General features: G+C 63.5%; 11 protein-coding genes. 4 read left to right on the plus strand and 7 right to left on the minus strand.

The window, feature by feature from the left end:
• Positions 1-105 precede the first annotated feature (105 nt).
• From ntrC to glnA, 5 genes are all read right to left on the minus strand, one after another.
• Complete coding sequence (gene ntrC / locus EPK82_RS09640; protein WP_047585820.1) at positions 106-1539, minus strand: nitrogen regulation protein NR(I); 1434 nt, start codon at positions 1537-1539, stop codon at positions 106-108.
• Positions 1536-2624, minus strand: a complete 1089-nt coding sequence (gene glnL, locus EPK82_RS09645; protein WP_037056523.1) for a nitrogen regulation protein NR(II) — start codon at positions 2622-2624, stop codon at positions 1536-1538. Before glnL ends, ntrC begins: the two co-directional genes overlap by 4 nt.
• A 186-nt stretch (positions 2625-2810) precedes the next feature.
• Complete coding sequence (locus EPK82_RS09650; RefSeq protein WP_134676521.1) at positions 2811-3428, minus strand: DUF4124 domain-containing protein; 618 nt, start codon at positions 3426-3428, stop codon at positions 2811-2813.
• Positions 3429-3442: 14 nt separating this feature from the next.
• Positions 3443-3979 (minus strand): DUF4124 domain-containing protein, encoded by a 537-nt coding sequence (locus tag EPK82_RS09655; protein WP_134676429.1) that lies wholly within the window; start codon positions 3977-3979, stop codon positions 3443-3445.
• Between the two features lie 193 nt (positions 3980-4172).
• Positions 4173-5579, minus strand: coding sequence for a glutamate--ammonia ligase (gene glnA, locus EPK82_RS09660; RefSeq protein WP_037056518.1), 1407 nt, complete (start codon positions 5577-5579; stop codon positions 4173-4175).
• A 329-nt stretch (positions 5580-5908) separates the two neighbouring features.
• On the opposite strand from glnA, the gene thiI reads away from it, so the two are divergent.
• The 3 genes from thiI (at position 5909) to EPK82_RS09675 (ending at position 10373) form a co-directional block, all read left to right on the plus strand.
• Complete coding sequence (gene thiI / locus EPK82_RS09665) at positions 5909-7417, plus strand: tRNA uracil 4-sulfurtransferase ThiI (RefSeq protein ID WP_134676430.1); 1509 nt, start codon at positions 5909-5911, stop codon at positions 7415-7417.
• Between the two features lie 143 nt (positions 7418-7560).
• On the plus strand, positions 7561-9381 hold the full coding sequence (gene typA, locus EPK82_RS09670; protein ID WP_037056512.1) for a translational GTPase TypA: 1821 nt from the start codon (positions 7561-7563) through the stop codon (positions 9379-9381).
• A 245-nt stretch (positions 9382-9626) separates the two neighbouring features.
• Positions 9627-10373, plus strand: coding sequence for an NTP transferase domain-containing protein (locus EPK82_RS09675; RefSeq protein ID WP_037056509.1), 747 nt, complete (start codon positions 9627-9629; stop codon positions 10371-10373).
• A gap of 158 nt (positions 10374-10531) precedes the next feature.
• Here EPK82_RS09675 and gbcA read toward each other — a convergent pair whose 3' ends face one another.
• Positions 10532-11824, minus strand: a complete 1293-nt coding sequence (gene gbcA / locus EPK82_RS09680) for a glycine-betaine demethylase subunit GbcA (protein WP_037056507.1) — start codon at positions 11822-11824, stop codon at positions 10532-10534.
• Between the two features lie 313 nt (positions 11825-12137).
• Here gbcA and gbcB point away from each other — a divergent pair, with 313 nt between their 5' ends.
• The gene (gbcB, locus tag EPK82_RS09690; RefSeq protein WP_037056505.1) at positions 12138-13241 is read left to right on the plus strand and encodes a glycine-betaine demethylase subunit GbcB; all 1104 of its coding nucleotides are present in this window, start codon (positions 12138-12140) and stop codon (positions 13239-13241) included.
• Positions 13242-13325: 84 nt separating this feature from the next.
• Here gbcB and EPK82_RS09695 read toward each other — a convergent pair whose 3' ends face one another.
• The gene (locus EPK82_RS09695; RefSeq protein ID WP_134676432.1) at positions 13326-14366 is read right to left on the minus strand and encodes a threonine aldolase family protein; all 1041 of its coding nucleotides are present in this window, start codon (positions 14364-14366) and stop codon (positions 13326-13328) included.
• Positions 14367-14468 lie beyond the last annotated feature (102 nt).

Here is a 14468-nt window from a genome sequence, read left to right on the forward strand (position 1 = left end):
CTCTCAAGCAAACGTCAGAGGGGAGACGGTTCCGTAGCCCGGATGCAATCCGGGGAAATGAAAAGGGCATCCTGTGGGATGCCCTTTTTTCGTGACTCGGCGGGATCAGTCGTCGCTGTCGTCGTCGTCCCCGCCGTCGACCTTCATGCCCAGCTCCTTGATCTTGCGGGTCAGGGTGTTGCGACCCCAGCCCAGCAGCAGTGCGGCATCCCGACGGCGGCCGGCGGTGTGCTTGAGGGCTGTCTCGATCATGATGCGCTCGAAGGCCGGTACCGCGCTGTCGAGCAGGTTGGACTGGCCACGGGCCAGGGCCTGGTCGGCCCACAGGCGCAGCGCCTGCTCCCAGTTGGTGACGGGCGCGGCATCCTGCGGTTGGGTCAGCAGTTCCGGCGGCAGGTCGTCGACATGCACTTCGCGGCCCGAGGCCATCACCGTGATCCAGCGGCACGTGTTCTCCAGCTGGCGCACGTTGCCCGGCCAGGGCAGGTGCTTGAGGTAGTCCTCGGTTTCGCTCTTGAGCAGCTTGGGCTCCACTGCCAGTTCCTGCGCGGCGCGGGCGAGGAAGTGGTTGGCCAGGGTCGGGATGTCCTCGCGGCGGTCGGCCAGGCGCGGGATGTGGATGCGAATGACGTTGAGGCGGTGGAACAGGTCTTCACGGAACTTGCCGGCCTGCACCAGGGTTTCCAGGTTCTGGTGGGTCGCGGCGATGATGCGCACGTCCACCTTCACCGGGGTGTGGCCGCCGACGCGGTAGAACTCGCCATCGGCCAGTACGCGCAACAGGCGCGTCTGGGTGTCGGCCGGCATGTCGCCGATCTCGTCGAGGAACAGGGTGCCGCCGTCGGCCTGCTCGAAGCGTCCACGGCGCTGGTTGGCCGCACCGGTGAAGGCGCCTTTCTCGTGGCCGAACAGCTCGGACTCCATCAGGTCCTTGGGGATCGCCGCCATGTTCAGGGCGATGAAGGGTGCTGCGGCGCGCGGGCTGTGGCGGTGCAGGGCATGCGCCACCAGCTCCTTGCCGGTCCCGGATTCGCCGTTGATCAGCACGGTGATGTTGGAGTGGGACAGCCGGCCAATCGCACGGAACACCTCCTGCATCGCCGGCGCCTCGCCGATGATCTCGGGTGTGCGCGCCTGGGCGGCGGGGGCGGCCAGGCTCTGCTGTTCCTGGGCATGCTGGAAGGCGCGCTTGACCAGCGACACGGCCTCGTCGACGTCGAACGGCTTGGGCAGGTACTCGAAGGCGCCGCCCTGGTAGCTGGCCACCGCGCTGTCCAGGTCGGAGTGCGCGGTCATGATGATCACCGGCAGGCGTGGATACAGCTCGCGAATGCGCGCCAGCAGGTCGAGGCCACTGGCGCCGGGCATGCGGATGTCGGAGATGATCACGTCCGGCTGCTGGCGGGTCAGGCGGGCGAGGACACCGTCGGCACTGTCGAAACTCTGGGTGGTCATGCCTTCCTGTTGCAGGGCCTTTTCCAGTACCCAGCGGATGGAACGATCGTCGTCGACAATCCAGACGGTTTCACTGCGGCTCATGGCGTGGGCGCTCCTTGTTCCAGCGGCAGGAAGATCGAGAATACGGTGTGGCCGGGATAGCTCTCGCATTCGATCAGGCCTTGATGCTGGCTGATGATGTTCTGGGTGATGGCCAGGCCCAGGCCGGTGCCGTCGGCACGGCCACTGACCATGGGATAGAAGATGGTTTCCTGCAGCTCCGGCGGAATACCGGGGCCGTTGTCGATGATCTCCACCTTGACCACCAGGCGGTGGCGGGTGTGGCCGATGGTGAACTGGCGCAGGGTGCGGGTGCGCAGGCTGATGCGCCCAAGGCCCATGTCGTGCTTCTGCCCGGCGATCGCCTGCATGGCGTTGCGCACGATGTTGAGCACGGCCTGGATCATCTGCTCACGATCGATGAGCAGGTCGGGAATGCTCGGGTCGTAGTCGCGCACCAGGGTGATGCCGCCCTGGCTTTCCGCCTCGATCAGGTTGGCGACGCGCTCCAGCACCTCATGCACGTTGGTCATCGCCAGCGACGGCAGCTTGTTCGAGCCGAGCATGCGGTCGACCAGGTTACGCAGGCGGTCGGCCTCCTCGATGATGACGTTGGTGTAGTCCTTGAGGTCTTCGTTGGGCAGTTCGCGCGAGAGCAACTGAGCCGCGCCGCGAATGCCGCCGAGCGGGTTCTTGATCTCGTGAGCCAGGCCGCGTACCAGCAGCTTGGTGGTCTCCTGCTTGGACAGCTGCGCCTCTTCCTTGGTGATGCGCAACAGGCGGTCGCGTGGGTGCACCTCCAGCAGCAGCAGGGTCTCGCCCTTGCTGAACAGCGGGGTCACCGCGTAGTCCACGGTCAGCGTCTGGCCGGTGACCGAGGTCAGCACGGCTTCGCGCTTGTTGAACGGATGCGCCTGTTCCACCGCCTGGCGCAGTGAAGTCAGCGCTTCAGGCGATTCGGTGAACAGGTCGCTGATGAACTGACCATGGCTGCGCTGGCCGCTGACGGCCAGGAGCATTTCCGCCGCCGGGTTCATGTACTCAAGGCACAGCTGGCTGTTGAGCAACAGGGTGGCGGTGGTCAGGTTGTCGAGTAGCAGGCGGTGCAGTGCGTCGTTGATGGTCATAGGCAGCGCGTTCCGGCAATGGGCAGGAAAATGCAAGAAGCAAACCAAGGCCCCGAAAAGACGCATTTTTTGTGCGGTCTGCCAGGTTTTGGTTGTGTGGCGGCGCGGCTGGGCGGGGAAAAACGACCCAAAACAGGGAGAGTTTAGGAGGTGGTGCGTCAGTGCGCACCATAAAGGTGCGCTCTGTCAGAAGAAGGGCAGGATGCTCACGTCTTCCTTGGGTTTGTCCTTGAGCGGGCACTCGGGACGTACGCCGTAGTCGTTCTTCTTGCAGGGGTTGACCTTGCGCTTCTGCGCCAGGCTCATCCGGTGCATGTGGAACGGTTGTGGCGGTGTGCGCTCGACGATGAGCCCGGCGGCGTCGATGATTTCCGCGGCCAGCTGATGGGTGCCGCGGTCGACGTGCTGCAGCGAGAACACCGGGCTGCGGCTCGCCTCGCCCTGCAGCTCGCCATCTAGCAGCAGGCGATAGCTGTGCCCTGGCAACAGGCCGGGTTCGCTGGTGAGGGTGACGATCATGTCGCCGGAGCCATTGTGAATCGAGGCGTCGGGCTCGGGGACGAGGATGCGCAGGACCTGATAGTGCATGACCGGTTTAGTCACGGCGGGCGCCGGGGCCACGCGCACGGTCGGTGCCGGCGCGTTGAGCTGCGCGCTGTTGGACGGGGCGAGGATCACCCGTTCGGCGCTGCTGCTGCGCGGTTTGTCCGTGAACACGCGGTTACCCTCGGCGTCGATGTAGGTGTACACCTGGGCCAGGGCGGTTTGGGTCATGAGCAGCAGGCCGAGCAACAGCGTCCGCATGGTGATGGGGGGCTTCACGGCGCGCCACGAGCCGGGCTGTTGACGCTGATGCGCTGCACGGTGAAGGTCTCCGTCGCGCTCTGCTGGACGATGCGATCACCGGCCATCACCGCGACGGCCAGGCTGTGCTCGCCACGGTCGAGGTTGGTCAGTTGCAGGCTCGGGACATTGCTCGCCTGGCCGTAGGGCTCGCCGTCGAGGATCAGGCGCAGGCGGTGGCCGGCTTGCAGGCGTGGCTGGATGTTCACGCTGACGATGAAGGTGCCGTTGTTGGCGCGCATTGCCTCTTCGTCAGGAATGCCCTGCAGGCTCAGCGCGGAGTAGGGCGCTGCGCTCTGGCTGGTGTCGCTGTCGTGCTTCTGGTCGGCCGGGACGTTCGGCGTCTTCATGTCGACCGTGTTGGTGCGCGGCAGGGTGACGCTCTCGCTGGGCGTGCCTTCCGGTGGCTGATTGGTGAACACCGTGTTGCCGTTGGCGTCGGTGTATTTGTAGATCTGCGCGCTGGCCGGCAGGGCCAGGGCGAGCAACAGGCAGGCGAGTAACGGGCGCATGGGCCGATCCTTCCGCGGATGATGCGCTAAGCCTTGCACTGCTGAGGATTCCTGGCAAGCGCAGGGCGTCGTGGCTGTGATGCCCGACCCTAAATCAGCTACGCCGCGTCTGCCTCTGAAATGAAAAAAGCCCCGCCTGGCAGGGCCGGGCGGGGCTTTCGAACGCGCCGCCCGAAGGCGGCGCGGCACTGGCTTAGACGCTGTAGTACAGGTCGTATTCCAGCGGGTGTACGAAGGTACGTACCTTGATTTCTTCTTCGCTCTTCAGCTCGATGTAGGCATCGATGAAGTCGTCGGAGAACACGCCGCCCTTGGTCAGGAACGCGCGGCCCTTGTCCAGCTCTTCCAGGGCTTCTTTCAGGCTGCCGCAAACCTGCGGGATCAGCTTGCCTTCTTCCGGCGGCAGATCGTAGAGGTTCTTGTCAGCGGCATCGCCCGGGTGGATCTTGTTCTGGATACCGTCCAGACCGGCCATCAGCAGAGCGGCGAAGGCCAGGTACGGGTTGGCAGCCGGGTCCGGGAAGCGCGCTTCGATGCGGCGGGCTTTCGGGCTGGCGACGTACGGGATACGGATCGAGGCGGAGCGGTTGCGGGCCGAGTAGGCCAGCATGACCGGTGCTTCGAAGCCCGGAACCAGACGCTTGTAGGAGTTGGTCGACGGGTTGGTGAAGCCGTTCAGGGCCTTACCGTGCTTGATGATGCCGCCGATGAAGTACAGGGCAGTCTCGGACAGGCCGGCATAGCCTTCACCGGAGAAGGTGTTCTTGCCGTCCTTGGAGATCGACATGTGCACGTGCATGCCCGAGCCGTTGTCGCCGTACAGCGGCTTCGGCATGAAGGTGGCGGTCTTGCCGTAGGCGTCGGCCACGTTGTGCACGCAGTACTTCAGGGTCTGAACTTCGTCAGCCTTGTTGACCAGGGTGTTGAACTTCACGCCGATTTCGTTCTGACCGGCAGTGGCCACTTCGTGGTGGTGCACTTCGACGACCAGACCCATCTCTTCCATGGCGTTGCACATGGCGGTACGGATTTCGTGGTCGTGGTCGCACGGCGGAACCGGGAAGTAACCGCCCTTGACGGCCGGGCGGTGACCCTTGTTGCCGCCTTCGACGTCGCCGTCGGTCATCCAGGAACCTTGCTCGGAGTAGATCTTGAACATCGAGCCGGAGATGTCGGATTTGAACTTGACTTCATCGAAGATGAAGAACTCGGGCTCCGGGCCGACGAATACGGTGTCGCCGATGCCGGTGGACTTCAGGAACTCTTCGGCGCGCTTGGCGATGGAACGCGGGTCGCGGTCATAGCCCTGCATGGTGCTCGGCTCGATGATGTCGCAGACCAGGATCAGGGTCGGTTCTTCGGTGAACGGATCCAGTACGGCGGTCTCGTCGACCGGCATCAGGATCATGTCGGAGGCTTCGATGCCTTTCCAGCCATGGATGGACGAGCCGTCGAACATCTTGCCGTGCTCGAAGAAATCTTCGTCCAGGGCGTCACGGGCCGGCATGGTCACGTGGTGCTGCTTGCCCTTGGTGTCGGTGAAGCGCAGGTCTACCCACTTCACGTCGTGTTCTTTGATCAGTTGAACAGCCTTAGACATGTTGTCCTCCAGGTGGAAAAGGCTCCTATCTATGAGCCTCGAATGTACGGTGAAGCCCGGCGGGATAGTCCGTCAGGGCGACCTGCCTCACAAGGGAGCAAATTGCATGCCAGTGCCCTGTATTGGGCAGAAGCCTGGAAACTCAGGCATGGCGCCGGCTGCGCGGAATTTCCCTGGAGATATTTGCACTGATATGGGGCTGTAAATTATGGCAATGCCCGATTTTGGTGCGCGTAGTGTTCGTTGCAGTATTTTTGGTCAAAGCTTGAGCAATTTCCGCTATAATCCGCGCCCCTGTTTTTTCGTCGCCTCGAGCGGGCGCCTTATCCATGAAACTGATCGTCAAAGTTTTCCCTGAAATCACCATCAAGAGTCGCCCGGTGCGCAAGCAGTTCATCCGCCAGTTGGGGAAGAACATCCGTGCCGTGCTGCGCGACCTCGACCCCGCACTGCGGGTGACCGGTGTGTGGGACAACCTGGAGGTCGAGACCGACCTGGACGATCCGCGCCTGCTCGCCGAGATGACCGAACGCCTGCGCAACACGCCGGGCATCGGTCTGTTCCTCGAAGTCAACGAGTACCCGCTGGGTGACCTCGACGAGATCACCGAGCACTGCAAGCGCCACTACGCCGACCAGCTGCCGGGCAAGATCTTCGCCGTGCGTTGCAAGCGCGGCGGCAAGCATGCGTTCAGCTCCATCGATGTCGAGCGCCATGTCGGCAGCCGACTGCGTCAGGAGTGCGCTGCCGCCGGTATCGACCTGAAGAAGCCGGAAGTCGAAGTGCGCATGGAGATCCGCGACCAGCGCCTGTTCGTGGTGCACCATCGTCACGAAGGCCTGGGCGGCTATCCGCTGGGCTCGCTGGAGCAGACCCTGGTGCTGATGAGTGGCGGCTTCGACTCCACCGTGGCGGCTTATCAGATGATGCGCCGCGGCCTGGTCAGCCACTTCTGCTTCTTCAATCTCGGCGGTCGTGCCCATGAGCTGGGCGTGATGGAGGTTGCGCACTATATCTGGCAGAAGTTCGGCCGCTCGCAGCGCGTGCTGTTCATCAGCGTGCCGTTCGAAGAGGTGGTCGGCGAGATTCTCTCCAAGGTCGACAACAGCCAGATGGGCGTGATCCTCAAGCGCATGATGCTGCGTGCCGCGACCCGCGTGGCCGAGCGCCTGGATATCGAGGCGCTGGTGACCGGCGAGGCGATCAGCCAGGTGTCCAGCCAGACGCTGACCAACCTGGCGGTGATCGACTCGGCCACCGACATGCTGGTGATGCGCCCGCTGATCGCCAGCCACAAGCAGGACATCATCGATACCGCCACGCAGATCGGCACCGCCGAGTTCGCCAAGAACATGCCCGAGTACTGCGGGGTGATCTCGGTCAACCCGACCACCAAGGCGCGTGGTTACCGCGTGGAGAAGGAAGAAGCGCTGTTCGACATGGCCATTCTCGAGCGTGCCCTGGAGCGCGCGACCCAGCTGCCGATCGATCGGGTGATCGACGAGCTGGGCAAGGATGTGCAGGTCGAGACCGTTTCCGAGGCGCTGGCCGGACAGATCGTCATCGACATCCGCCATCCCGATGCCGCCGAAGACGAGCCGCTCGAGGTGCCCGGCGTCGAAGTGCAGGCGCTGCCCTTCTATGCGCTGAACAACAAATTCAAGGAACTGGATGAGAATCGCCAGTACCTGCTGTATTGCGACAAGGGCGTGATGAGTCGCCTGCATGCCCACCACCTGCTGAGCGAGGGGCATGCCAATGTGCGCGTGTACAGGCCCTTCGGGCAGCCGCAAGCTGCAAGCCACCAGCCGCAAGACGGGCGCGTGCAGTCACCATGAAAGGACATATCAGACGCAGTGCGCGGCGCCGCAGGCATCCTCCCGACTGCGACACCTGAATCCGTCATGTTTTTAGGCTTTTCTTTGGCTTTATCTTGCAGCTTGCCGCTTGCGGCTCGCGGCTCTCTTTCTAGGAAAAAACAGTGATCGAAAATCTGCGCAACATCGCCATCATCGCCCACGTCGACCATGGCAAAACCACCCTCGTCGACAAACTGCTGCGTCTGTCCGGCACCCTCGACCGCAAAGAAGCGGAAAACGAGCGCGTGATGGACTCCAACGACCAGGAGAAAGAGCGCGGCATCACCATTCTGGCGAAGAACACCGCACTGAAGTGGGGCGACTACAACATCAACATCGTCGACACCCCCGGACACGCCGACTTCGGCGGTGAAGTGGAGCGTGTGATGAGCATGGTCGACTCCGTGCTGCTGGTGGTCGACGCTCAGGACGGCCCGATGCCGCAGACCCGCTTCGTGACCCAGAAGGCGTTCAAGGCCGGTCTGCGTCCGATCGTCGTGGTCAACAAGATCGACCGTCCGGGCGCGCGTCCTGACTGGGTCATCGACCAGATCTTCGACCTGTTCGACAACCTCGGCGCCACCGACGAGCAGCTGGACTTCCCCATCGTCTACGCCTCGGCCCTGAACGGCATCGCTGGTATGGATCACGAGAACATGGACGACAACATGGACGCCCTGTTCCAGGCCATCGTCGACCACGTGCCGGCACCGGTCGTCGATGCCACCGGCCCGTTCCAGATGCAGATCTCCCAGCTGGACTACAACAGCTTCCTCGGCGTGATCGGTATCGGCCGCATCGCCCGCGGCACCATCAAGGCCAACAGCCCGGTGACCGCCATCGGCGCCGACGGCAAGAAGCGCAACGGCCGCATCCTGAAGATCATGGGTCACTCCGGTCTGCAGCGCGTCGAAGTGCAGGAAGCTACTGCGGGCGACATCGTCTGCGTATCGGGCATGGACGAGCTGTTCATCTCCGACACCCTGTGCGACCAGAACAACGTCGAGGCCCTGCCGCCGCTGACCGTCGACCAGCCGACCGTGAGCATGACCTTCCAGGTCAACGACTCGCCGTTCGCCGGCAAGGAAGGCAAGTTCGTCACCAGCCGCAACATCAAGGACCGTCTGGACAAGGAGCTGCTGCACAACGTGGCGCTGCGTGTCGAGCCGGGCGAGACTCCTGAGAAGTTCAAGGTCTCCGGCCGTGGCGAGCTGCACCTGTCGGTACTGATCGAAACCATGCGCCGTGAAGGCTTCGAACTGGCCGTTGGCCGTCCGGAAGTGGTGATCATCGAGAACGAGGCCGGCGACAAGCAGGAACCGTACGAGAACGTCACCATCGACATCGAAGAGCAGCATCAGGGTTCGGTGATGGAGCAGATGGGCCTGCGCAAGGGCGATCTGACCAACATGATCCCCGACGGCAAGGGTCGTATCCGCCTGGAGTACACCATCCCGGCACGTGGCCTGATCGGCTTCCGTAACAACTTCCTGACCCTGACCTCGGGCAGCGGCATCCTGACCTCGACCTTCAGCCACTACGGCGCGATCAAGGCCGGTGAAGTGTCCAACCGTCAGAACGGTGTACTGGTCTCCATGGCCACCGGCACCGCGCTGACCTATTCGCTGGAAACCCTGCAGGCGCGCGGCAAGCTGTTCCTCGAGCCGGGCCAGGAAATCTACGAAGGCCAGCTGGCCGGTATCAACAGCCGTGACAACGACCTGGTGATCAACCCCACCAAGGGCAAGAAGCTCGACAACATGCGAGCTTCCGGCAAGGACGAAGTCATCGCTCTGGTGCCGCCGATCAAGTTCACCCTCGAGCAGGCGCTGGAATTCATCGCCGACGACGAGCTGGTGGAAGTGACGCCGAAGTCGATCCGTCTGCGCAAGAAGTACCTGAACGAGAACGACCGCAAGCGTTTCGAACGCGCCAAGGTCTGACGGCAGCTACCAGCAGCACGCTGCAAGTTGCAAGGGAAAGCCCCGCCAGAGCGATCTGGCGGGGCTTTCGTCGCTTATGTTCCTCTTGGTGTCTGCTGCTTCGGCTGGTAGCCGTTGATCGAAAACGCTGGTGAGCTTGAATTTATTGACGCCTGTGAAGTGGCGCTTTGATATTATTTGCCGCTGAAATTCGCTTATTTGTGTCCGGTGCCTGTGCCATGCACAGATCAGGGAGATGTATGCCAATGAATGGCCTGACAGTTCTAATTCTGGCTGCGGAAAACGGCGTCAAGCAGGAGCGCTGGACCGAGCCAGCGGCGCCGAAGCAACTGATCAAGGTGCGCGGTGAAACCCTCCTGGGGCGCACACTGCGTCTGCTTGGGGAGCGGGGCGTAGAGACTCCCTGGCTGCTTACCGGCAATGAGGTGCTGGCGCGCTATCCGGTGCTCAGCTGGTGTCCGTTGCAGCGAGAAACCAAGGCGCACAGCCTGCTCGCGGCGGAGGCGGTGGTAGGTGCGGGCGATCTGCTCGTGCTCTACAGCGACGTGTATTACTCCGAGGCGGCCATCGACAAGATCCTGGCGTCCCGGGCGACACGCTTCTATGGGCGTGATGGGCGTAGTGCCTATACCTTCAAGAACTATGGCGAGTTGTTCGCGGTACGTATCGCAGATGCTGACCGTGAGCGTGCCCGTGCTGCACTGATGCAGGCCGTTACGTTCTATCAGAGCACGGGAAACCAGAGTTTCTGGTCGTTCTATCGGTTGATGGCGGGGTTGCCGCTGACGGATAACAAGGCTATCGAGCGTCATGTCTTCGTGGACATCCACGATGAAACGGACGATGTCGATTTCGCCGATGAGGTCCCGCTGTTGCTGGCCGCCATCAACAAGCCCCTGCGCTGGCGGGTGCGGCACCTGGTGCGCCGGCTGAGTCTTGCCAACAAGAGGCGCCGTGACCGGGGGCGTCGGGCCGTGGACAAGGCTGCCTGAATTCGCCAATCCAGCTCGTGCTGAATGCGAGTGCCCAATAGCAGGCCCCGGTGCCCGAGAGGACGCCGGGGCTTTTTGCATCGCTCAGCCGCGCTGTGGTCGACAGGCCAGCAGCCCGTAGGCCGTCAGACCGATCAACAGCAGCAGGCTGAGCGTCATCACTCGCCCGCCACCTGGCGCAGCGACTGTGCCGGGGTGTCGCCGAGGTTGTTGAGCATGCGCTCGCTGTACCAGTCGATGAAGTTGATCACGCCGAACTCGTAGGTCTTCGAGTAGGGGCCGGGCTGGTAGGCGGTGGAGTTGATGCCGCGCTGGTTTTCCTCGGCCAGGCGACGGTCCTGGTCGTTGGTGGCGTCCCATACCTGGCGCAGGCGGGCGACGTCATAGTCGACGCCTTCCACGGCATCCTTGTGCACCAGCCACTTGGTGGTGACCATGGTTTCCTGGGCGCTGATCGGCCACACGGTGAAGACGATCATGTGATCGCCCATGCAGTGGTTCCACGAATGTGGCAGGTGCAGGATGCGCATCGAGCCGAGGTCCGGGTCGGTGATGCGGCCCATCAGCTTCTTGCAGCCCTGCTTGCCATCCATGGTCATGGATACGGTGCCCTTGAGCAGCGGCATGCGCACGATGCGGTTGCGCAGGCCGAAGCTGGCGTGAGCGTAGGGGATGTTGTCCTTGTCCCAGCGGGTGGTGCACTCGGCGACCTGATCCTTGAACGCCTGGCTGGCGCGCGGATCGGTGACGTCGTCCCACTCCAGCAGGGTGTTGAGCAGTTCGGGGTGCGAGCCGTTGCAGTGGTAGCACTCGCGGTTGTTCTCGAGCACCAGCTTCCAGTTGGCCTTCTCCATCAGGGTGGTCTGCACGGCCACCTTGGTGTTCTCCATGTCGTAGGGTTCCATGTAGTGCGTCAGGGTCGCGAGGAACTCGTCGATGGCTGGCGGGTTTTCCGCCAGGGAGATGAAGATGTAGCCACCGGCGGTCTTGCAGGCGACCGGCTTGAGGCTGTAGTCGGCGAGGTTGAAGCCTTCGCCCATCTCGGTGCCGGCGAACAGCAGGCGGCCGTCCAGTTCGTAGGTCCACTGGTGGTAGGGGCAGACCAGCTTGGCGACCTTGCCCTTGTCGCTGACGCACAGGCGCGAGCCGCGATGGCGGCAGACGTTGTGGAAGGCATGCACCTGACCGTCATTGCCGCGCAGGACGATGACCGGGTTGTCGCCGATCTGCAGGGTGAGGAAGTTGCCCTTGGTCGGGATTTCGCAGGTCATGCCGGCGATCAGCCATTCCTTGTGGAAGATCTCCTGCATGTCGACCTGGAACAGGCGCTCGTCGTTGTAGAAGGGCTGCGGCAGCGAGAAGCTGTGGTCGCGCTCGTTGAGCATCTGTGCGGTCGCCTTGCGGACGGGCTCCAGCGGGTCGCCCAGGCTCAGGTTTTGGGTGCAGTCCATGATGACTCCTCATTGGCGGGTGCCTGGCACCTGCCGGAAATAGTGGCTGTTACGGTTGTGCCGCAAGGTGTCGAGCGGTCGCTGCTGCCTGCTCTGGGCACGCATGCTTGGTGAGGCGGAGTGTGGATCCGGCCCGCGCCGAATCCTTATCCATGGGCGACATGGCCGGATGCGTTTCCGACGCGCCGAGCCCCGTGCAATGGGGCAGGTCGCGATAAGCATGCGGATGTCGCTGGTGGATAAATGACGTCCGCCAGCCTTTCGCACAATCCGCTGCAATTAGGCCGATGTCCGGCCGTGTGGAGAGTCGTTCATGACCGCCAACGCCTTCCTCAATCCGGTGACTACCCAGACCTGGACCAATGGCCGCCACATGGTGCGCTGCGTCAAGGTCATTCAGGAAACCTGGGACGTGCGCACCTTCTGCTTCATGGCCGATCAGCCGGTGCTGTTCTTCTTCAAGCCCGGGCAGTTCGTCACCCTGGAACTGGAGATCGAGGGGCAGCCGATCATGCGCTCCTACACCATCTCCAGCTCGCCGTCGGTGCCCTACAGCTTCTCCATCACCATCAAGCGGGTACCGGGCGGCCGGGTTTCCAACTGGCTGCACGACAACCTCAAGGAAGGCGACGAGGTGCCGGTGCACGGGCCGGTGGGGCTGTTCAACGCCATCGACTTCCCGGCGGACAAGGTGCTGTTCCTGTCTGGTGGGGTCGGCATCACGCCGGTGATGTCGATGGCGCGCTGGTTCTACGACACCAACGCCAATGTCGACATGGTGTTCGTGCACAGCGCGCGCTCGCCGAAGGACATCATCTACCAGCGCGAGCTGGAGCATATGGCCGCGCGCATCAACAACTTCAGCCTGCATGTGATTTGCGAGAAGCATGGCCTGGGCGAGTCCTGGGCGGGCTATCGCGGCTACCTGAACAAGGCGATGCTGGAGCTGATGGCGCCGGACTACCTGGAGCGGGAAATCTTCTGCTGCGGCCCGACCCCATACATGGGTGCGGTCAAGCGCCTGCTCGAGGCGGCGGGCTACGACATGAGCCGCTACCACGAGGAGGCGTTCGGGCCGACGCCGCCGGAGATTCGTGCCGAGGTCAAGGAGCTGGCCGCCGAGGCGGCCGACGCGCCGGAAGTGCCGGTTGGCGAGCTCAATCAGGTGGAGTTCTCCAGTACCGGCAAGAGCATCCGGGTGGCGCCGGGGGAAACCGTGCATGCGGCGGCGGCCAAGCTCGGCCTGCACATTCCCAAGGCCTGCGGCATGGGGATCTGCGGCACCTGCAAGGTCATGAAGACCTCGGGCGAGGTGGAGATGGAGCACAATGGCGGCATCACCGACGAAGACGTCGCCGAGGGCTACATCCTGTCCTGCTGCAGCGTGCCGAAGGGCGACGTGGCGATCGATTACTGATCGCTACGCCCCCTTGTAGCCCGGATGCAATCCGGGTTGCAGCGGCCTGCCGCTGCAGGCGAGATCCACTCCCGTGCGTGCCGCTCAGGCCCCCATCACTTCGCGGATATCGGCGGCCAGCTGGCGCACGCGGGCTTCGTCGGTATCCCAGCTGCACATGAAGCGTGCGCCGCCGGCGCCGATGAAGGTGTAGAAGCGCCAGCCGCGGGCGGTCAGGGCTGCGATGGCGGGTTCCGACAGCTGCAGGAACACACCGTTGGCCTCCACCGGGAACATCAGGCTGACGCCCGGTACGTCGGAAACCAGCGTGGCCAGCAGTTGCGCGCAGTGGTTGGCGTGGTTGGCGTACTTCAGCCAGGCGTCGTCCTGCAGGATGCCGACCCAGGGCGCCGACAGGTAGCGCATCTTCGAGGCCAGCTGGCCAGCCTGCTTGCAGCGGTAGTCGAAGTCCTCGGCGAGGCCCTTGTCGAAGAAGATGATGGCTTCGCCCACGGCCATGCCGTTCTTGGTGCCGCCGAAGCACAGCACATCGACGCCGGCCTTCCAGGTCAGCTCCGCCGGGCTGCAGCCGAGGAAGGCGCAGGCGTTGGAGAAGCGGGCGCCGTCCATGTGCAGGTGCAGGCCGAGTTCCTCGCAGGTCTGGCTGATGGCGCGGACCTCTTCGGGGCGGTAAACGGTGCCGACCTCGGTGGCCTGGGTGAGGGTCACCACGCGCGGTTTCGGGTAGTGGATGTCCTGGCGCTTGAGTGCCACGTCGCGAATCGCCTGCGGGGTCAGCTTGCCGTTGTCGGTCCGGGCCGGCAGCAGCTTGGAGCCGTTGGAGAAGAACTCCGGAGCGCCGCATTCGTCGGTCTCGACGTGCGCGGTCTCCGAGCAGATCACGCTGTGGTAGCTCTGGCACAGCGAGGCCAGGGCCAGGGAGTTGGCGGCTGTGCCGTTGAAGGCGAAGAACACCTCGCAGTCGGTCTCGAACAGGCGGCGGAAGTGATCGGCGGCGCGCGCCGTCCACTCGTCATCGCCGTAGGCGCGCTGGTGGCCCAGGTTGGCTTCGGCCATGGCTGCCCAGGCTTCGGGACAGATGCCGGAATAGTTGTCGCTGGCGAATTGCTGGGCATTGTCGGGCATTGGCGCGTTCCTTCTGAGTCGCAGCCGGCGAGGGTGCCGGCAAAGCCACCACTTTACTCCGTGGCTGGTGGGATGGACGTCCGTGGCGGCGACGACTTGTTG

This window comes from Ectopseudomonas khazarica (genome assembly GCF_004521985.1).
GTDB lineage: Bacteria > Pseudomonadota > Gammaproteobacteria > Pseudomonadales > Pseudomonadaceae > Aquipseudomonas > Aquipseudomonas khazarica.

What these genes read in the sequence shown, in the direction of transcription:
- ntrC (WP_047585820.1), bottom strand. Translation starts at nt 1,539, where the DNA reads ATGAGCCGCAGTGAAACCGTCTGGATTGTCGACGACGATCGTTCCATC.
- glnL (WP_037056523.1), bottom strand. Translation starts at nt 2,624, where the DNA reads ATGACCATCAACGACGCACTGCACCGCCTGCTACTCGACAACCTGACC.
- EPK82_RS09650 (WP_134676521.1), bottom strand. Translation starts at nt 3,428, where the DNA reads ATGCGGACGCTGTTGCTCGGCCTGCTGCTCATGACCCAAACCGCCCTG.
- EPK82_RS09655 (WP_134676429.1), bottom strand. Translation starts at nt 3,979, where the DNA reads ATGCGCCCGTTACTCGCCTGCCTGTTGCTCGCCCTGGCCCTGCCGGCC.
- glnA (WP_037056518.1), bottom strand. Translation starts at nt 5,579, where the DNA reads ATGTCTAAGGCTGTTCAACTGATCAAAGAACACGACGTGAAGTGGGTA.
- thiI (WP_134676430.1), top strand. Translation starts at nt 5,909, where the DNA reads ATGAAACTGATCGTCAAAGTTTTCCCTGAAATCACCATCAAGAGTCGC.
- EPK82_RS09675 (WP_037056509.1), top strand. Translation starts at nt 9,627, where the DNA reads ATGAATGGCCTGACAGTTCTAATTCTGGCTGCGGAAAACGGCGTCAAG.
- gbcA (WP_037056507.1), bottom strand. Translation starts at nt 11,824, where the DNA reads ATGGACTGCACCCAAAACCTGAGCCTGGGCGACCCGCTGGAGCCCGTC.
- gbcB (WP_037056505.1), top strand. Translation starts at nt 12,138, where the DNA reads ATGACCGCCAACGCCTTCCTCAATCCGGTGACTACCCAGACCTGGACC.
- EPK82_RS09695 (WP_134676432.1), bottom strand. Translation starts at nt 14,366, where the DNA reads ATGCCCGACAATGCCCAGCAATTCGCCAGCGACAACTATTCCGGCATC.